Source organism: Streptomyces sp. NPDC005566 (assembly GCF_040605575.1).
GTDB lineage: Bacteria > Actinomycetota > Actinomycetes > Streptomycetales > Streptomycetaceae > Streptomyces.
In genome coordinates, this window is sequence record NZ_JBEXDB010000003.1 from 14,718 (window position 1) to 33,093 (window position 18,376).

General features: G+C 70.2%; 14 protein-coding genes. 9 read left to right on the top strand and 5 right to left on the bottom strand.

Annotated features, from left to right (window positions below; translation table 11 throughout):
- Window positions 1-39: 39 nt before the first annotated feature.
- Window positions 40-879 carry a hypothetical protein gene (locus ABZS61_RS05385; RefSeq protein ID WP_356416491.1) on the top strand — a complete coding sequence of 280 codons (840 nt, stop codon included), beginning with the start codon at window positions 40-42 and terminating at the stop codon, window positions 877-879.
- A gap of 213 nt (window positions 880-1,092) precedes the next feature.
- On the opposite strand, the gene ABZS61_RS05390 is transcribed toward ABZS61_RS05385, so the two are convergent.
- Window positions 1,093-2,898 carry a sigma-70 family RNA polymerase sigma factor gene (locus ABZS61_RS05390; protein ID WP_356416493.1) on the bottom strand — a complete coding sequence of 602 codons (1,806 nt, stop codon included), beginning with the start codon at window positions 2,896-2,898 and terminating at the stop codon, window positions 1,093-1,095.
- 143 nt (window positions 2,899-3,041) lie between these two features.
- Here ABZS61_RS05390 and radA point away from each other — a divergent pair, with 143 nt between their 5' ends.
- Both radA and disA read left to right on the top strand, forming a co-directional pair.
- Window positions 3,042-4,454 (top strand): DNA repair protein RadA, encoded by a 1,413-nt coding sequence (radA, locus tag ABZS61_RS05395; RefSeq protein ID WP_329209821.1) that lies wholly within the window; start codon window positions 3,042-3,044, stop codon window positions 4,452-4,454.
- 80 nt (window positions 4,455-4,534) lie between these two features.
- Entirely contained in the window at window positions 4,535-5,659 is a 1,125-nt protein-coding gene (gene disA, locus ABZS61_RS05400; RefSeq protein ID WP_356416496.1) for a DNA integrity scanning diadenylate cyclase DisA, read from the top strand.
- Window positions 5,660-5,787: 128 nt separating this feature from the next.
- Here the strand turns inward: disA and ABZS61_RS05405 are convergent, their stop codons facing one another.
- Window positions 5,788-6,612 carry a hypothetical protein gene (locus ABZS61_RS05405; protein ID WP_356416499.1) on the bottom strand — a complete coding sequence of 275 codons (825 nt, stop codon included), beginning with the start codon at window positions 6,610-6,612 and terminating at the stop codon, window positions 5,788-5,790.
- A 271-nt stretch (window positions 6,613-6,883) separates the two neighbouring features.
- Between ABZS61_RS05405 and ABZS61_RS05410 the strand changes: the two genes are divergently transcribed.
- The 5 genes from ABZS61_RS05410 to cseC all read left to right on the top strand — a co-directional run bounded on the left by ABZS61_RS05410 (window position 6,884) and on the right by cseC (window position 11,281).
- A complete protein-coding gene (locus tag ABZS61_RS05410; RefSeq protein WP_356416502.1) occupies window positions 6,884-7,786 on the top strand; it encodes an A/G-specific adenine glycosylase in 903 nt (300 codons plus the stop codon).
- A 183-nt stretch (window positions 7,787-7,969) separates the two neighbouring features.
- Window positions 7,970-8,554: a SigE family RNA polymerase sigma factor gene (locus tag ABZS61_RS05415; RefSeq protein ID WP_356416505.1), complete on the top strand. Its 585-nt coding sequence runs from the start codon at window positions 7,970-7,972 to the stop codon at window positions 8,552-8,554.
- A gap of 68 nt (window positions 8,555-8,622) precedes the next feature.
- Window positions 8,623-9,234, top strand: a complete 612-nt coding sequence (locus ABZS61_RS05420) for a hypothetical protein (RefSeq protein WP_356417150.1) — start codon at window positions 8,623-8,625, stop codon at window positions 9,232-9,234.
- An 8-nt stretch (window positions 9,235-9,242) separates the two neighbouring features.
- The gene (gene cseB, locus ABZS61_RS05425; RefSeq protein WP_356416507.1) at window positions 9,243-9,950 is read left to right on the top strand and encodes a two-component system response regulator CseB; all 708 of its coding nucleotides are present in this window, start codon (window positions 9,243-9,245) and stop codon (window positions 9,948-9,950) included.
- A complete protein-coding gene (gene cseC / locus ABZS61_RS05430; RefSeq protein ID WP_356416510.1) occupies window positions 9,947-11,281 on the top strand; it encodes a two-component system sensor histidine kinase CseC in 1,335 nt (444 codons plus the stop codon). The genes cseB and cseC overlap by 4 nt, the downstream gene beginning before the upstream one ends.
- A gap of 159 nt (window positions 11,282-11,440) precedes the next feature.
- Here the strand turns inward: cseC and ABZS61_RS05435 are convergent, their stop codons facing one another.
- A complete protein-coding gene (locus ABZS61_RS05435; protein ID WP_356416512.1) occupies window positions 11,441-13,027 on the bottom strand; it encodes an MDR family MFS transporter in 1,587 nt (528 codons plus the stop codon).
- A gap of 136 nt (window positions 13,028-13,163) precedes the next feature.
- On the opposite strand from ABZS61_RS05435, the gene ABZS61_RS05440 reads away from it, so the two are divergent.
- On the top strand, window positions 13,164-13,748 hold the full coding sequence (locus ABZS61_RS05440) for a TetR/AcrR family transcriptional regulator (RefSeq protein ID WP_356416514.1): 585 nt from the start codon (window positions 13,164-13,166) through the stop codon (window positions 13,746-13,748).
- A 26-nt stretch (window positions 13,749-13,774) separates the two neighbouring features.
- Here ABZS61_RS05440 and ABZS61_RS05445 read toward each other — a convergent pair whose 3' ends face one another.
- On the bottom strand, window positions 13,775-14,497 hold the full coding sequence (locus ABZS61_RS05445) for a M23 family metallopeptidase (protein ID WP_356416517.1): 723 nt from the start codon (window positions 14,495-14,497) through the stop codon (window positions 13,775-13,777).
- Between the two features lie 1,046 nt (window positions 14,498-15,543).
- Window positions 15,544-18,072: an ATP-dependent Clp protease ATP-binding subunit gene (locus ABZS61_RS05450; protein WP_329209806.1), complete on the bottom strand. Its 2,529-nt coding sequence runs from the start codon at window positions 18,070-18,072 to the stop codon at window positions 15,544-15,546.
- Window positions 18,073-18,376: the final 304 nt, after the last annotated feature.

The window sequence follows — 18,376 nt, forward strand, 5'->3', positions numbered from 1 at the left end:
CCGGAACGCTACTGCTCCGGTCGGTCTTACTCTTGGCCCGTGCCAAAGACGAAAAAGGCGAAGCCGGACAAAGTCACGAAGAAGCAGAAGATGAAGCAGGAGATGCAGCAGCCGGAAGCAAAGGGGCCCGGCGGGCCCGATGAGAAGGGGCTCGACTTCGCGCGGGCCTGGGTCGAGTTTCCCGACCCCGCCGACGACGAGCAGATCTTCCGTTGCGATCTGACCTGGCTGACGTCCAGGTGGACCTGCATCTTCGGCAGCGGCTGCCAGGGCATCCAGGCGGGCCGTGCGGACGACGGGTGCTGCACGCTGGGCGCGCACTTCTCGGACGAGGACGACGAGAAGCGGGTGGCCGGACACGTCGACCGGCTCACTCCCGACCTGTGGCAGTTCCACGACATCGGCACGGAGACGGGCTGGGTCGGTGTCGACGAGGACGGCGAACGCCAGACGCGGCGCTGGGAGGGCTCCTGCATCTTCCAGAACCGTCCCGGGTTCGCGGGCGGCGCGGGCTGCTCGCTGCACATCCTGGCCTTGCGGGAGGGCAAGGAGCCGCTGGAGACCAAGCCCGACGTGTGCTGGCAGCTGCCGGTCCGGCGTACCTACGACTGGATCGACCGGCCCGACGACACGCGCGTGCTCCAGGTCTCGATCGGGGAGTACGACCGCCGGGGCTGGGGTCCCGGCGGCCACGATCTGCACTGGTGGTGCACCTCGGCGACCTCGGCGCACGGGGCCGGGGATCCGGTCTACGTGTCCTACCGTCCGGAGCTCGTCGAGCTGATGGGCAAGCAGGCGTACGACCGGTTGGTCGAGCTGTGCGAGGAGCGGCTGTCGTCGCTGCTGCCGATGGCACCGCATCCGGCTGATCCGGTCTGATCCCGGCCGATCCGGCTGATCCGGTCTGATCCCGGCCGATCCGGCCGATCCGGTCTGATCCCGGCCGATCCGGCCGATCCGGTCTGATCCCGGCCGATCCGGCCGATCCGCGCGGCAGCGCGTGATCCGGCCGCCGGCTTTGGTCCTGTGGTGATGGCGGCCCGGTGTGCGGTGGACAAACGTTCCGCCGCCCACCGGGCCGTGTGCTGTCCGTCAGTCCGTCGGCTCGGGGCTGCCCCCCGGGTCCGTCGTCGCACCGGACGGGCCGGGTGTGGGCGACGGCGGGTCGGTGGCGGGCGGCGTCGGATCCGGGGAGTCCGTCGGGTCCGGGGTCGGATCCGACGGATCGGGCGTCGGCTCCGTGGGGTCCGGGGTCGGGTCGGGCGACGGCTCGGACGGCGACGGGTCGGGGGAACCGGAGGGCGGATCCGGGTCCGGGTTCGGGCCGTGGCTTGCGGGCGGCGGCATTGTGGCGCCGTACCCGCTGATCGCGACCACGGCGCCCGACGGGGCGAGCACGATGCGCGCGCTCCACGGTCCCGCCGGTTCTGCCGCGTGGTTCACGAGGGCGTGGATGGTGACGCTCCGGCCCGGGCCGATCGTGCCCGAGGAGCGGCTGAGGTACAGCCACGGCACGTCCGCCCGGGCCGACCAGGCGACGGCTTCCGTGCCGGTCGCGGTCAGGGTGATCGTCGTGCGGCCGCCGGACGAGCGGGCCGCGACCCTGAGCGCCCCGGGTCCGTGCCGGCCGCCACCGGCACTGATCACCTCGGCCGAGACGTCCGGCCTCCGGTGTGCGTCGGTGAAGCGGCCGTCGGCTTCGGGACGGGCGTTGCCCGCGTTCTCGTAGTGGTCGTACGGATCGCCTTCGAGCCCGCCTCCCCCGTCCACCTCCGTCGCGGTCACCGAGGAACCGTCGCGGCCTTCGCCGGTCAGCGGTGCGCCCCGGTAGGCGGCCCACAGGGCGATCACGGGAGCGGCGACGACCGTCGCCACGACGGTCGTCGTCACGACCCGGGCACGCAGCCGGTCCCGGCGCGCGGCGTGGTCCTTCGGGTCGAGGGGGAAGCCCGTCCGGCCGAAGCGCGGGGTACCCGACCGGGACCGCCTGGCGTGAACCAGGGCGACGCGCACCGAGGGGCGCGGCGCCTCGAGGACCGTCAGCGCGGTGGCCGGGGTGACGGCCGCGCCGGGCCACGGTCCCGCGGCCCCCGCCCGTTCGGCGGCGCGGCGGCACCGGGGGCAGTCGTCGACGTGCCGGACGAGCTCGCGGCGCAGGGCCGCGGAGAGCAGGACCCGGTGGGTGCCGGTGAGCCGGGCGACGGTGGGGCAGTTTCCCGTCTCGACGACCGCGAGGGCGGCGCGGGTGCGCTCCACCTCGCAGGCCGCGGCGGCCAGGAGCTCCCGGGCGGTGGCGGGTCCCAGGCCGAGGACGGCGGCGACCGCGCGCGGGGTGAGCCGGTGACGCACTGCGAGCTCCAGCGCTTCGCGCTGTTCGGGGGTGGTGCCCGCGGCCTCCGGCCAGGCGAGCTGGGCGAGTTCACGCCGGCGCGCTTCGGTGGCGGGGGACTCCGCGTGGCCCGGGGCGACCGCTTCCTCCGGGGTGGCGCCGGTGGCGGGTACCGGGGGAGGCCGGGTGGCCGTCCTGCGGTGGGCCTGGCGGCCCCGCTTCTGCTCCGTGAGCGTGCGCAGGCACATCCACCTGGCCAGGGCGTACAGCCAGGATTTACGTTCCTCCTCGGCCGCGGGACACCGGCTCTCCTGACGCTCCGCGATCGCGAGGACGGCGCCGAGCGCCTCGGTGGCCGCCTCGTGGTCGCACAGGACGGAGAGGCAGTAGGTGAACAGGCCGTCGAGATAGGGCTCGTAACGTGCGGACGATCGCTGCGCCTCCGGGCGGGGCCCGCGACGGTGCGCCCGGGGTGCGCCGGGGGTGTGTACGGGTGTCTCCAGCCTGCTGCTCGTCACCTGGCGACCGTAGGCAGACGAAGGTGCGCCCTTAGCACCCCTTCCACACATTTAATCCTTACGGGTGAACGTATCCCTCGAAAGGGGACAGGAATCCCGGATTCCGACGGAAATGCCGCATCGTGCGCATGTTCGTCACCCGTGATTCCGGTCGACCGGTCGGCACTGTCGGACCACCCCTATACGGTGACGCCATGGCTGCCCGTACGAAATCCGCGAAGGACCGGCCGTCCTACCGCTGCACCGAATGCGGCTGGACGACCGCCAAGTGGCTCGGCCGCTGCCCCGAATGCCAGGCGTGGGGGACGGTCGAGGAGTTCGGCGGCGCCCCTGCCGTACGCACCACGGCCGCGGGCCGCGTCTCCACCGCCGCCGTGCCCATCGGGCAGGTCGACAGCCGCCAGGCCACGGCGCGCTCGACCGGGGTGAGTGAGCTGGACCGGGTGCTCGGAGGCGGGCTCGTGCCGGGGGCCGTCGTGCTGCTCGCGGGCGAACCGGGCGTCGGGAAGTCGACGCTGCTGCTGGACGTGGCGGCGAAGGCCGCGAGCGACGAACACCGCACGCTGTACGTCACGGCGGAGGAGTCCGCGAGCCAGGTGCGGATGCGGGCCGACCGGATCAGGGCGATCAACGACCACCTGTACCTGGCAGCGGAGACCGACCTGTCGGCTGTCCTCGGCCATCTGGACGCGGTCAAGCCGTCCCTCCTCGTCCTCGACTCCGTACAGACCGTCGCCTCACCGGAGATCGAGGGCGCCCCCGGTGGCATGGCGCAGGTCCGCGAGGTCGCGGGCGCCCTCATCCGGGCCTCGAAGGAGCGCGGCATGTCGACGCTCCTGGTCGGCCACGTCACCAAGGACGGCGCGATCGCGGGGCCGCGGCTCCTGGAGCACCTCGTCGATGTCGTGCTGTCCTTCGAGGGCGACCGGCACGCCCGCCTCCGTCTGGTGCGGGGCGTCAAGAACAGGTACGGGGCCACGGACGAGGTCGGCTGCTTCGAGCTGCACGACGAGGGCATCACCGGACTCGCCGATCCTTCCGGCCTCTTCCTCACCCGGCGCGACGAGCCGGTTCCCGGCACCTGCCTGACCGTCACCCTGGAGGGCAAGCGCCCTCTCGTCGCGGAGGTCCAGGCGCTGACGGTCGATTCGCAGATCCCCTCGCCCCGGCGCACGACCTCGGGCCTGGAGACCTCCCGCGTGTCGATGATGCTGGCGGTTCTCGAGCAGCGCGGCAGAATCAGCGCGCTCGGCAAGCGGGACATCTACAGCGCGACGGTCGGCGGCGTGAAGCTCACCGAGCCCGCCGCGGACCTGGCGATCGCGCTGGCTCTGGCCAGTGCGGCGAGCGACACCCCCCTCCCGAAGAACCTCGTCGCGATCGGCGAAGTGGGCCTCGCCGGGGAGGTCAGAAGGGTGACGGGGGTCCAGCGCAGGCTCGCCGAGGCGTACCGTCTCGGGTTCAAGCACGCCCTGGTCCCGAGGGACCCCGGGCAGGTCCCCGCCGGTATGAAGGTCACGGAAGTCGCCGACATGGGTGATGCTCTGAGAGTCCTCCCGCGCAGGTCTCGCTCGGACGGACCACAGGAGGACGGCGCGCGCCGGTAGACTTTGCCCTGGTCTCGCCCGCCCGTACGAACGGCATGAGGGACGCAAGGGCACCGCAAACCTGTGACCGGAGGAGTGCAGTGGCAGCCAACGACCGGGCAGCATCGCCCGGAAAGTCCGGCCAAGGCACCGGCAACGAGGCGCTGATGCGCGCCTCGTTGAGCGCAGTGGCGCCCGGTATGGCCCTGCGGGACGGCCTGGAGCGCATTCTCCGGGGCAACACCGGCGGGCTGATCGTCCTCGGTATGGACAAAACCGTCGAATCCATGTGTACCGGTGGATTCGTGCTGGATGTGGAGTTCACCGCGACGCGGCTGCGCGAGCTGGCCAAGCTGGACGGCGCGCTGATCCTCGACAAGGACATGACCAAGATCCTGCGGGCCGGAGTGCAGCTGGTACCGGACGCCTCGATCCCCACCGAGGAGACCGGCACCCGCCACCGCACGGCGGACCGGGTCTCCAAGGCGTGTGTGTACCCGGTCGTCTCGGTCTCCCAGTCGATGCACCTCATCGCGCTGTACGTGGACGGGGAGCGCAGGGTCCTGGAGGAGTCCTCCGCGATCCTGTCCCGTGCCAACCAGGCGCTGGCCACGCTGGAGCGGTACAAGCTCCGGCTCGACGAGGTCGCCGGGACGCTCTCCGCGCTGGAGATCGAGGACCTGGTGACCGTCCGGGACGTGACGGCTGTCGCGCAGCGGCTGGAAATGGTGCGCAGGATCGCCACCGAGATCGCCGAGTACGTGGTGGAGCTGGGCACCGACGGCAGGCTCCTGTCGCTCCAGCTCGACGAGTTGATCGCGGGCGTGGAGCCCGAGCGGGAGCTGGTCGTACGGGACTACGTGCCCGAACCGACCGCGAAGCGGTCCCGCACGGTCACGGAGGCGCTGACCGAGCTGGACGCGCTCTCGCACACGGAGCTGCTCGAACTTCCGGTGGTGGCACGGGCGCTGGGCTACAGCGGCTCGCCCGAGACGCTGGACTCCGCGGTCTCGCCGCGGGGCTTCAGGCTGCTGGCGAAGGTGCCGCGACTGCCGGGGGCGATCATCGAGCGGCTGGTGGAGCACTTCGGCGGCCTGCAGAAGCTGCTCGCCGCGAGCGTCGACGACCTCCAGACGGTGGACGGGGTCGGCGAGGCACGGGCCCGGAGCGTACGGGAGGGGCTCTCGCGACTGGCGGAGTCCTCGATCCTGGAGCGGTACGTCTAGTCGTACCCGAACGTCCGGGCGGACCTGGGGCAGTCGGACCCGAGGCACACGGAGCGGGTCACCCGGTCCGGGTGGCCGACGGCCGGTGGCCCGATCGGTCCCGGCCGGGCGGGCGCCGGTCCTGCCGTTCAGTCCTTGGCGAGAACGAACGAGGCGCGCTGCAGCGGCTCGCCCGGCGCCTTCGCCTCGAGCAGATACGTACCGGGTGCCGCCTTGCCGGGGGGCGGTGTCGCGCACAGGGGGGCGCTCTTCCTCCGGTCCCATTCCACGGTGTGAACGACGGTCGCCCCCGCCGGGACCTTCAGGAACACCGCGCCGCCGGACGGGCAGTCCTTGGAGGACCACACCTGTTCGTCGTTGGCGCCGGCCTCGGTGATGGTGAGCACCGCGCTCTTCGGCCCGAAGTCGGCCTTGCAGTCGCTGCTGGAGACGTTCTTGGCGGTCAGCCGGAACTTCGGCTTGTCGTCGGGGCCGTAGCTGTTTTCCGTACGGAGACCCAACTGCAGTGCGGAGGGTGCGCAGTTCGGGAGCGAGGAGCCGGCCGGCACCTGTTCGCCCGTGGTCCCGCCGCCGCCCGTTCCCGTGCCGGCCGCCGTCGAGCCGTCGGACCCGCCCGCGCCCGATCCGGCGTCGCCGCCCGCCCCGCCGTCACTGTTGCTTCCGTCGGAGCCCGCGTCGGCGGCACCGTCCCCGCTCCCACCGGAGTCCGACTCGTCGCGCCCGCCCGGCTGTTGGCTGATTGCCGGTCCTGATCCGGAGGGTCCCGGGGTGATGGAAGGGGCCGGATCCGAGTCGCCGGGCTTCGCGTCGTCCTTCGTTCCGCCACCGCCGCCCGAGGTGACGGCCCATGCGACCAGCGCCGCGAGCAGCGCGATCACCATCGCCGCAACTGCCCTCCGCCGCCAGTAGATGCTGGAGGGAAGCGGCCCGACCGGATTGCGCATAGATCCCACGGCGCAAACTGTACGAGAGATCCGGACCAACTCCGGCCCCACCCGCCGCTCTGATCCTCAAGTTTTCCGGATCATCATCACGCAGGGGCCGTTCCCGGCCACTTCCGGCCACTTTGCACCACACGGAGTACTCCCGGGGCGTCCTCGAAGGAGCCGGAGGGACCAGAAGGGTCAGAACGGGTGGCGTTATCACTCACTGAGCCCTCAGCCGGGCCGACACCCCCGTGGCCGTGCCCCATGTCCTGCCTTCCGTGCCAGGATCGTAGGTGCGATGACTGCCACGACTTCCACACACACGCCCCCCGCCTCCCTCCACACCCCCGTCATCGGGTGGTTCGAGCAGCACGCCCGCGATCTGCCCTGGCGCCGCCCCGAAGCGGGCGCCTGGGGTGTGATGGTGAGCGAGTTCATGCTGCAACAGACTCCGGTGAACCGGGTCATCCCGGTGTACGAGCAATGGATGGCCCGCTGGCCGCGCCCCGCCGACCTGGCCGCCGACGCGCCGGGTGAAGCGGTCCGCGCCTGGGGCCGCCTCGGATACCCGCGACGCGCCCTTCGCCTGCACGGGGCCGCGCAGGCGATAACGGAACGCCACGGCGGTGACGTACCCAGCGAGCACAACCAGCTGCTCGCACTGCCCGGGATCGGCGAGTACACGGCGGCGGCCGTGGCCTCGTTCGCGTACGGGCAGCGTCATGCCGTGCTCGACACGAACGTCCGCCGGGTGTTCGCCCGCGCCGCTTCCGGCATCCAGTACCCGCCGAACGCAACCACGGCGGCCGAGCGCAAGCTCGCCCGCGCACTGCTCCCCGAGGAGGACGAGCGCGCGGCCCGCTGGGCCGCCGCGACGATGGAACTCGGCGCACTCGTGTGCACCGCGAAGAACGAGGACTGCACGCGCTGCCCGATCGCCGGACAGTGCGCCTGGCGGCTGGCCGGCAAGCCCGCGCACCAGGGCCCGCCGCGCCGCGGCCAGACCTACGCCGGTACGGACCGGCAGGTGCGGGGCCGGCTGCTCGCCGTTCTGCGCGAGGCGGTGACGCCTGTGCCGCAGTCCGCGCTGGACGCGGTGTGGGAGGAACCGGTGCAGCGCGCGCGTGCCCTCGACGGACTCGTCGCCGACGGACTGGTCGAACCCCTGGCGGGCGGCCAGTACCGGCTTCCCCTGACCTGACCCCACACCGGCGGACCGGGCTGTCCAGCGGCTGTTACACAACCGATGGACAGCCGTGCGTCCGCGTACGGCTGCTCCGCACACCCTCGTGACAACGCCTCCGTAGCGTCTGCGACGTCAGCGAACGGGATCACCTGCTGACACGCGGTACCACGGGGATTCACGGGGACGGAGGCGGTTGTTATGGCGCAGGGCGAGGTGCTCGAATTCGAGGAGTACGTGCGCACCAGGCAGGACGCACTGCTGCGCAGTGCCCGCCGGCTGGTTCCGGACCCGGTGGATGCGCAGGACCTGCTGCAGACCGCCCTGGTCCGCACCCTCGGCCGGTGGGACGGGATCGCCGACAAGTCGCTCGCCGACGCCTACCTGCGCCGCGTCATGATCAATACGCGTACGGAGTGGTGGCGGGCCCGGAAGCTCGACGAGGTACCCACCGAGCAGCTGCCCGACGCGAGCGTCGACGACGGTTCCGAGCAGCGCGCCGACCGCGCTCTGCTCATCGACGTCCTGGGTGTCCTGGCTCCCAAGCAGCGCAGCGTCGTCGTGCTGCGACACTGGGAGCAGATGAGCACCGAGGAGACGGCTGCGGCGCTCGGCATGTCGGCCGGTACGGTGAAGAGCACGCTGCACCGCGCCCTGGCCAGACTGCGCCAGGAGCTGGAGGACCGTGCCGCCCGGAGCCGCGAGGCCGAGGGAACACCGGCGCGGATACCGGCGCAGCCGGACAGGCGTCATGACGAGCGGGGGCGGGAGCGGTGCGCGGCCTGACAGGCAGCGGTACGGCGGCCGGCCGGGGCAGTGGGCTCCGGGCCGGTCTGGCGGCGGGAGGTACGGCCATGGCCGGGCTCGCCGCCTTCGGGCTGTTCTGCGCCGGATGTTCCACCGGCGGCACGGGCACCCGGGACGAGGGGCCCGCGGGCACCCAGCCGGTGGCCCAGGTGACGCCCTCGAACGTGCTGCCCACCGGCACGGCGAAGGCCGCCGCACCGGTCAACGCCGTACAGCTCGTCAAACGTGACCCCGAGGTGAGCCGACGGATCAGCAGCGATCTGAGGCCCTGCACCGGTGACGAGTACCCGGTGGACACCTCGTACGGCTCGCTCACCGACGGTCCCGCACCCGATGTCGTGGTCAACGTGATGACCTGCGGCGATTCGGTGGGGGTCGGCACCTATGTCTACCGGCAGAGCGCGGACGGTACGTACGAGAACGTCTTCGCCGCCGAGATACCCGCGGTCTACGGCACCATCGACCGCGGTGACCTGGTGGTGACGACCCAGGTGTACGGCTCGAAGGACGCCGTCGCCTACCCGTCGGGCGAGGACGTGATCACCTACCGCTGGTCGGCCGGCCGGTTCGCGGAGACCGACCGGGTGCACAACGACTTCAACCGGGCCGTCGGCAACGGGGACGGAGAACTTCCCGCCCCGCCGACGACGCAGAACTGAGAGCCCGCATGGCCGAGACCCATGTCCTCTTCGTCGAGGACGACGACGTCATCCGCGAGGCCACCCAGCTCGCGCTGGAGCGGGTCGGCTTCACGGTCACCGCGATGCCCGACGGCCTGCTGGGCCTGGAGGCCTTCCGGGCGGACCGGCCGGACATCGCCCTGCTCGATGTGATGGTGCCGGGGCTGGACGGGGTGAGCCTGTGCCGCCGCATCCGCGACGAGTCGACCGTTCCCGTGATCATGCTCTCCGCGCGGGCCGACTCGATCGACGTGGTCCTCGGCCTGGAGGCCGGGGCCGACGACTACGTCACCAAACCCTTCGACGGAGCGGTGCTGGTCGCCCGGATCCGCGCCGTACTGCGCCGGTTCGGCCACGCCTCGGGCGGACAGGGCGGCACCACGGCCGCCGAGCCTTCGCACGGGACGGGCGGGGCCCTGGTCTTCGGTGATCTGGAGATCGACACCGAAGGCATGGAGGTACGGCGGGGAGGCGCACAGGTGGGTCTGACGCCGACCGAGATGCGGCTGTTGCTGGAGTTCTCGTCCGCGCCCGGCACCGTGCTCTCCCGGGACAAACTCCTCGAGCGGGTCTGGGAGTACGGCTGGGGCGGTGACACCCGGGTCGTGGACGTCCATGTGCAGCGGCTGCGCACCAAGATCGGGCAGGACAGGATCGAGACGGTCCGCGGCTTCGGCTACAAGTTCCGCGCATGAAGCGGCTCGCTCTGCGGACCGGTGTCCGCTGGAAGATCAGCATCGCGATCGCCGCGGTCGGCGCACTCATCGCGGTGGCCCTGAGCCTCGTCGTCCACAACGCCGCGCGCGTCTCGATGCTGGAGAACGCCCGCGAGGTGCAGCTGGAACGTCTGCTGTTCGCCCAGCGGCTGTACGAGGCGTCGAACACGCAGAAGCCGTCGCCCAAGTTCGGTGCCAAGCTCAACGACCCCGCGATGCCCTCCAGCCTGCGCGACCAGGTCCGGAACAACCGGCGCGCCACCCACGTCGACGAATACGCGGGAGGAGTACCGGACGTCTGGGCGGCCGTACCGATGGCCAACGGTGACGTCCTCTCGCTGCACACCCGCTTCGCCGACCGCAACGCCACGATCATGGGCGACCTCGACCGCGCCCTCGTCATCGGCTCGGTCTCGGTCGTCTTCGGCGGGTGCGCACTGGGGGTTCTCATCGGCGGCCAGCTCTCACGCAGACTGCGCAAGGCCGCGGCAGCGGCGGGCAAGGTGGCCCAGGGGAACACGGACGTACGGGTACGGGAAGCGGTCGGCGGCGTCGTACGGGACGAGACCGACGAGCTGGCCCGCGCGGTCGACGCCCTCACGGACGCGCTGAACGAACGGATCGAGGCGGAACGCCGGGTCACGGCGGACATCGCCCATGAGCTGCGCACCCCGGTGACGGGGCTGCTCACGGCGGCCGAGCTGCTGCCGCCGGGGCGCCCGACCGAGCTCGTACGGGACCGGGCACAGGCGATGCGGACCCTGGTCGAGGACGTGCTGGAGGTTGCACGGCTGGACAGCGCCTCGGAGCGGGCCGAGCTGCAGGAACTACCGCTCGGCGAGTTCGTGAGCCGCCGGGTCACCCTGCTGGACCCGGAGATCACGGTCCAGGTGGTGCACGAGTCCTGGGTGTCCACGGATCCACGGCGCCTGGAACGCATTTTGGGCAATCTGCTGGGGAACGCCGCCAAGCACGGAGCGGGCCCGGTCGAGGTCACCGTCGAGGGCAGGGTCGTGCGGGTCCGCGATCACGGGCCCGGCTTCCCGGAGGCGCTGCTACGGGACGGGCCGAGCCGGTTCCGTACCGGCAGCAGTGACCGGGCCGGCCGTGGCCACGGTCTGGGCCTGACGATCGCCGCCGGGCAGGCGCGGGTCCTCGGTGCCCGGCTGACCTTCCGCAACGCGGCGCCCGCCGGGGCCGCGGACGGTGCGGGCGGGGCCGTCGCCGTGCTGTGGCTGCCCGAGCACGCGCCGACGAACACCGGGAGCTTCCCGGTCCTGCAGCAGTCCGGGCGACAGACGCGGGACTGACGGGTGGGCCGCCCCCGATGAGGGGAGAGCCGGGGTGCGGGTGGGCGACCGTCTCGGAGACGAGTCGGCCACCGCCTCGGACACGTGGGGGCCACCGCCTCGGACACGTGTGGGCCCCGGAGGCATCACGCCTCCGGGGCCCACACGCCGTGCAGCTGATCAGACGTTCTGCGACTGCTTGGCCGATTTCCGTGCCGGTGCCGCGTCGTCGGCCGGAGCGGCCTCCGGCTGCTCGGTGCCCCGCAGCGGGACCTCCTTGACGAACAGCGCCGCCAGCAGGGCCAGCACCGCGATCGAGCCGCCCAGCAGGAAGGCGATGTGCGTTCCCGAGGACACCGCGAACTCGTACGCCTCGCGCATCGTGTCCGGCAGCTTCGCCAGGCTCGCCGCATCCAGCTGGGCGGACTCCTCGGTGGCTCCCCTTCCGCCGCGCGCCGCCATCTCGTCCTGGACCCGCCCGGTGAACAGGGCACCCATGATCGCGACTCCGAAGGAGCTGCCGAGCGTGCGGAAGAGGGTGGTCGCGGAGGAGGCGACGCCCATGTCCTTGAGCTCGACGCTGTTCTGCGCGACGAGCATCGTGATCTGCATCAGGAAGCCCATGCCGGCGCCGAGCACCGCCATGTAGATACCGGAGGTGAAACGCGTGGTGCCGGTGTCCATGGTGGACAGGAGGAACAGGCCCGCGACCATCAGGATGCTGCCCACGATCGGGAACACCTTGTACTTGCCGGTGCTGGTGGTGACCCGGCCGGCGACCAGCGAGACGATCATCATCGCGATCAGCATCGGCAGGAGCAGCAGTCCGGAGTTGGTCGCGGAGGCACCCTGCACCGACTGCTGGAACAGCGGCAGGAAGAGCACCGCACCGAACATCACGAAGCCGGCGACGAAGCCGACGATCGACATGAGCGTGAAGTTGCGGTTGCGGAAGATGTGCAGCGGGATGATCGGCTCCGCTGCCTTCGTCTCGACGAAGACGAAGCCGACGAGGGAAGCCACGCCGAGGGCGATGAGCTCCATGATCACGGCTGAGCCCCAGGCGTACTCCGAACCGCCCCAGGTGGTGACCAGCACGATCGCGGTGATGCCGACGGTGAGCAGCGCGGCGCCCAGGTAGTCGACCTTCGCCTTCGTGCGCTCCTTCTTGGGCAGGTGCAGCACCGCGGTGACCATGGCCAGCGCGACCGCGCCCAGCGGCAGGTTGATGTAGAAGCTCCAGCGCCAGCCCAGGTGGTCGGTGATGGTGCCGCCGACGAGCGGCCCGCCGATCATGGCGATCGCCATCACACCCGCCATCATGCCCTGGTACTTGCCTCGCTCCCGGGGCGGCACCAGATCGCCGATAATCGCCATGACGCCGACCATCAGACCACCGGCGCCCAAGCCCTGGACCGCCCGGAATCCGATGAGCTGGGTCATGTCCTGGGCCATCCCGCTCAGCACCGAGCCGACCAGGAAGATCACGATGGACGTGAGGAAGATGCCCTTGCGTCCGTACATGTCGCCGAGCTTGCCCCAGATCGGCGTGGAGGCCGCCGTGGCCAGCGTGTAGGCCGTGACCACCCAGGCCAGATGTTCCATGCCGCCCAGATCGCCGACGATCGTCGGCATCGCGGTGCCGACGATCAGGTTGTCGAGCATGGCCAGCAGCATCGCGATCATCAGGGCGAGAACGACCACCCGGACGCTGCGTGGCTGTGGTTCCGCTTTCCCGGCCGACGCCGCTTTCTTCAGATCCGCCATGTCCGTACTCCCCTGATCCCCTGCTGTCCGGTCCGCCACCGGTCCGACACTTACTTGCCGCCCGGCTAGTTGGCTACACTGAGGAAAAGTAGACCCCTAACTAGCCGGGCGTCAAGTAAGTTCTTGGGAGAGTCACATGGGCAGCAGGCCGCAGCCGCGCCGGGGCAACACCCGCCAGCGCATCCAGGACGTGGCCCTCGACCTGTTCGCCGAACAGGGATACGAGAAGACCTCTCTCCGCGAGATCGCCGAGCAGCTGGACGTCACCAAGGCGGCGCTGTACTACCACTTCAAGACCAAGGAAGACATCCTCAACAGCATCTTCGAGGACCTGAACCAGCCCGTCGAGGAGCTCCTCGCCTGGGGCAAGGAACAGCCGCGCACCCTGGAGACGAAGAAGGAGATCCTGGTCCGCTACAGCGAGGCACTCAACCGCGCCACCCCGCTCTTCCGCTTCATGCAGGAGAACCAGGCGACCGTGCGCGAACTGAGCATCGGCCACACCATCAAGAACCGGGTCATCGCGCTGGTGGACCTGATCAAGGAACCCGACGCCCCGCTCACCGACCAGGTGCGCTGCTTCACCGCGCTCTTCGCCATGCATGCGGGGATGCACGCCCTCAGGGACGCCGAAGGCGACCCCGAGGAGAAGCGCAAGGCTGCTCTCGAGGTCGCCATCGAACTGGTGACCAAGGCCCATGACCCGGGCCCTTCCGCTTAGCCGCTACTGGCATCGCGGGCACTCCATCAGATGTGGACGTGCTCGGCCTTCAGGTAGGAGACCGGGTTGATCGCCGAACCGTAGTTCGGGGTGGTCCGGATCTCGAAGTGCAGGTGCGGGCCGCTGGAGTTTCCGGTGTTACCGGAAAGAGCGATCTTCTCGCCCGTCTTCACACGGTCGCCGACATTCACTTCGATCTTGGACAGGTGCGCGTACTGCGAGTACTTGCCGTTGGAGTGCTTGATCACGATGGCGTTGCCGTACGCGGGACCGTCGCCGCCGCCGTTCGGGCCGGCCTTGACGACCCGGCCGGAGTGCGCGGCCTCGACCTTGGTGCCGATCGGCACCGCGAAGTCCTGGCCGGAGTGCTTGCTGGCCCAGCGGTCGCCGCCGGTGCCGTAGGTCGCGCTCAGCACGTAGTGGTTGACCGGGGCCTCCCACGACGCGGCCTTCTTCTTCGCGGCCGCGGCCTTCTTCTTGGCTGCGGCCTTCTTGTCGGCCTTCTTCTCGGCCGAAGCCTTCGTGGCGGCCTCAGCGGCCTTGCCCTGGGCGGTCGCCTGCTGGGCAACGGACTGGGCCGTGGCCGCACCGGCGAGAGCCGCGGTGCCCGCAGTGCCCGTCGTACCGGACGCGAACGCCGCGCCCGCACCGAACACCATCGACGCACCCAGGCCTGCGGCCACGACGGCGCCACTGACGCGGGACATGGACGGGCGGCGGGAGTGCTGGAACGTAACGCGCTTCGACATACGGGGAGAACCTCCGGGGTGCTGGGACCCGGCACTCGGACCGGGCTTGCCTCACCTTGGTAACCCGGAACGCCCACAACACTCAAACCCCCCATCTACGAAGAAAAGCCGTAGACAGCCCCTGCGGAAATAGCCTCTCGACCTGCCCGCGATGGTCAGAGCAAACCGACTCAAACATGCTGAAATCAGGATCTGAGATCAGGTTTAAGCCCAGCCCCAAAGGCCCCTTTGCGGACATTGGGCTGTGATACGGGCAAACTCACCCCATCCGCCGAAGGTCCCGGCCGCTCCGAGGACGAAGGTCCTTTGAGCGATCAAGGACTTTGCTCCTACCGCTCCTAGTAGGCCCAAATCGGCTGTGCGCCTTGTCACCGCCGGTGGGACCTTCGGCCTTCCGTTTCGGGACCTCCGCGGCGGGGTACAGCGAGGCGCTTCTGAGGGGTCCCGGCCGCGTTTCGGGGCCAGGAACCGTGGGACCGGGGGCCACACCACCGGGAAACAGCGCTCGACGCACGCGGACGGCCGTCCCCCTGCTCGAGGAGCGAGGCCCGACGCACGCGGACAGCCGCCCCTGCCCGGGGAACGGGCGCCCGCCATGCGAGGAAGAGCCAGGAAGAGCCACCCAGTCACCAGGGCGCGGCATCCGACACCGGGGCACGGCGGTGGCCCATCGCCCACGGCCAGGCCGCCCAGTACCCCCGGGGGCCGGCCCCGCCGCGCAGGGAACCGCGAACCCGACACCCGCTGTATCCGGCCGCCGCACCCCGGGGGTGACCGCCTACCGACCGGGCCTGACCCCCGAGCAGTCGTACGTGCACCGTGCACCCAGGGCAGAGCCCCACGTGGTCGGGCGCACCCCCCGAGAACCGAGGGGCCCGCCTCCCGCCCGCACACGGGCAGACCCGACGCCCGCACGGCCGCCCGAACGCCGCCACCCCAGCCCTCGGGCCACACGCCGAGCCGCGCAGCAGCAGCAGAAAGGGGCTGCCCCGGACCGTTGACCGGTCCGGGGCAGCCCCTTCTACGTGCTCAGGCGCTACGCGCCCTTACGCTTCCTTCGTCAGGTTCGGGCCGGCGCCACCGGCCGCCTGCTCGATCGGCGGGACGTCGGGCAGTGCCGACTTCTCCTCGCCACGGAACGAGAACTTCTTCTCGTCCCCCTCGCCCTCGGTGTCCACGACCACGATGTGACCGGGGCGCAGCTCTCCGAAGAGGATCTTCTCGGAGAGGATGTCCTCGATCTCGCGCTGGATCGTCCGGCGCAGCGGCCGGGCGCCCATCACGGGGTCGTAGCCCTTCTTCGCCAGCAGCGACTTGGCGTTCGGGCTGAGCTCGAGGCCCATGTCGCGGTCCTTGAGGCGCTCATCCACCTTGTCGACCATGAGGTCGACGATCTGGATGATGTCCTCTTCGGTCAGCTGGTGGAAGACGACCGTGTCATCGACACGGTTGAGGAACTCGGGCCGGAAGTGCTGCTTGAGCTCTTCGTTGACCTTGACCTTCATCCGCTCGTAGTTCGTCTTCACGTCGCCCTGGGCGGCGAAGCCCAGGTTGAAGCCCTTGGAGATGTCCCGGGTCCCGAGGTTGGTCGTCATGATGATGACCGTGTTCTTGAAGTCCACGACCCGGCCCTGGGAGTCGGTCAGGCGACCGTCTTCCAGAATCTGGAGCAGGGAATTGAAGATATCGGGGTGGGCCTTCTCGACCTCGTCGAAGAGAACGACGGAGAACGGCTTGCGGCGCACCTTCTCGGTGAGCTGGCCGCCCTCCTCGTAACCCACGTAACCGGGGGGCGAACCGAAGAGGCGGGAAACCGTGTGCTTCTCGCTGAACTCCGACATGTCGAGGGAGATCAGCGCGTCCTCGTCACCGAAGAGGAATTCGGCGAGCGTCTTGGACAGCTCGGTCTTACCGACACCGGACGGGCCGGCGAAGATGAACGAGCCACCGGGGCGCTTCGGGTCCTTCAGACCTGCTCGCGTACGGCGGATCGCCTGCGAGAGGGCCTTGATGGCGTCCTTCTGGCCGATGACGCGCTTGTGGAGCTCGTCCTCCATGCGCAGCAGACGCGAGGACTCCTCCTCCGTCAGCTTGAAGACCGGGATACCGGTGGCGGTGGCCAGGACTTCGGCGATGAGCTCGCCGTCGACCTCGGCGACGACATCCATGTCGCCGGCCTTCCACTCCTTCTCCCGCTTGGCCTTCGCCGCCAGCAGCTGCTTCTCCTTGTCCCGGAGGGACGCTGCCTTCTCGAAGTCCTGGGAGTCGATGGCCGACTCCTTGTCGCGGCGCACGCCCGCGATCTTCTCGTCGAACTCGCGGAGGTCCGGCGGCGCGGTCATCCGGCGGATGCGCATCCGGGAACCGGCCTCGTCGATCAGGTCGATCGCCTTGTCCGGCAGGAAGCGGTCCGAGATGTAGCGGTCGGCCAGGGTGGCGGCCTGCACCAGCGCCTCGTCCGTGATGGAGACCCTGTGGTGGGCCTCGTAACGGTCGCGCAGTCCCTTGAGGATCTCGATGGTGTGCGGCAGCGACGGCTCCGCGACCTGGATGGGCTGGAAGCGGCGCTCGAGAGCGGCGTCCTTCTCCAGGTGCTTGCGGTACTCGTCGAGCGTCGTCGCACCGATGGTCTGGAGCTCGCCTCGCGCCAGCATGGGCTTGAGGATGCTCGCCGCGTCGATCGCGCCCTCGGCGGCGCCCGCACCCACCAGGGTGTGGAGCTCGTCGATGAACAGGATGATGTCGCCGCGGGTGCGGATCTCCTTGAGGACCTTCTTCAGGCGCTCCTCGAAGTCACCGCGGTAGCGGGAGCCTGCGACCAGCGCACCGAGGTCGAGGGTGTAGAGGTGCTTGTCCTTGAGGGTCTCGGGCACCTCGCCCTTGACGATGGCCTGTGCGAGGCCCTCGACGACCGCCGTCTTGCCGACGCCGGGCTCGCCGATGAGGACCGGGTTGTTCTTGGTCCGGCGGGACAGCACCTGCATGACCCGCTCGATCTCCTTCTCGCGCCCGATGACCGGGTCGAGCTTGGACTCACGAGCTGCCTGGGTGAGGTTCCGGCCGAACTGGTCGAGCACCAGGGACGTGGAGGGCGTGCCCTCCGCGGGGCCGCCTGCAGTGGCCGCCTCCTTGCCTCCCGAGTACCCGGAGAGCAGCTGGATGACCTGCTGCCGCACCCGGTTCAGGTCGGCGCCCAGCTTCACGAGGACCTGGGCTGCGACGCCCTCGCCCTCGCGGATCAGGCCGAGCAGGATGTGCTCGGTGCCGATGTAGTTGTGGCCGAGCTGGAGGGCCTCGCGGAGCGAGAGCTCCAGGACCTTCTTCGCCCGGGGAGTGAAGGGGATGTGCCCGGACGGGGCCTGCTGGCCCTGACCGATGATCTCCTCCACCTGCTGGCGGACCGCCTCGAGCGAAATCCCGAGGCTCTCCAGGGCCTTAGCGGCGACACCCTCACCCTCGTGGATCAGGCCCAGGAGGATGTGCTCGGTGCCGATGTAGTTGTGGTTGAGCATCCGGGCTTCTTCCTGAGCCAGGACGACAACCCGCCGCGCGCGGTCGGTGAACCTCTCGAACATCGTTAATCGCTCCTCAGAGCGGTCAGGCAGTAAGGGGTAGGTCCCCTCCCTGTCCTTCCGCAGCTTAGTCCCGCAAGCGGGGACCGCTCATTTCAACTGCCGACACCCGTCGATGGCCTCCTGCCCCGAACGCCGACAACTGCTCCAACCCGATGGTGCGAGACGATGTTCCCGCAGGCCAGGCAGATAGCCCTTTCGCCAGTACGCCGATGGCGAACGTGAGACGTTTTTGCCTGCGTGTCGCCCCTTCTCACTAGGGATGTCTTACCCGCACTCACTGACAGTCCATGCGGCGCACCCCCGT

What these genes read in the sequence shown, in the direction of transcription:
- ABZS61_RS05390 (WP_356416493.1), bottom strand. Translation starts at nt 2,898, where the DNA reads ATGTGTGGAAGGGGTGCTAAGGGCGCACCTTCGTCTGCCTACGGTCGC.
- radA (WP_329209821.1), top strand. Translation starts at nt 3,042, where the DNA reads ATGGCTGCCCGTACGAAATCCGCGAAGGACCGGCCGTCCTACCGCTGC.
- ABZS61_RS05410 (WP_356416502.1), top strand. Translation starts at nt 6,884, where the DNA reads ATGACTGCCACGACTTCCACACACACGCCCCCCGCCTCCCTCCACACC.
- ABZS61_RS05415 (WP_356416505.1), top strand. Translation starts at nt 7,970, where the DNA reads ATGGCGCAGGGCGAGGTGCTCGAATTCGAGGAGTACGTGCGCACCAGG.
- ABZS61_RS05420 (WP_356417150.1), top strand. Translation starts at nt 8,623, where the DNA reads ATGGCCGGGCTCGCCGCCTTCGGGCTGTTCTGCGCCGGATGTTCCACC.
- cseB (WP_356416507.1), top strand. Translation starts at nt 9,243, where the DNA reads ATGGCCGAGACCCATGTCCTCTTCGTCGAGGACGACGACGTCATCCGC.
- cseC (WP_356416510.1), top strand. Translation starts at nt 9,947, where the DNA reads ATGAAGCGGCTCGCTCTGCGGACCGGTGTCCGCTGGAAGATCAGCATC.
- ABZS61_RS05435 (WP_356416512.1), bottom strand. Translation starts at nt 13,027, where the DNA reads ATGGCGGATCTGAAGAAAGCGGCGTCGGCCGGGAAAGCGGAACCACAG.
- ABZS61_RS05440 (WP_356416514.1), top strand. Translation starts at nt 13,164, where the DNA reads ATGGGCAGCAGGCCGCAGCCGCGCCGGGGCAACACCCGCCAGCGCATC.
- ABZS61_RS05445 (WP_356416517.1), bottom strand. Translation starts at nt 14,497, where the DNA reads ATGTCGAAGCGCGTTACGTTCCAGCACTCCCGCCGCCCGTCCATGTCC.
- ABZS61_RS05450 (WP_329209806.1), bottom strand. Translation starts at nt 18,072, where the DNA reads ATGTTCGAGAGGTTCACCGACCGCGCGCGGCGGGTTGTCGTCCTGGCT.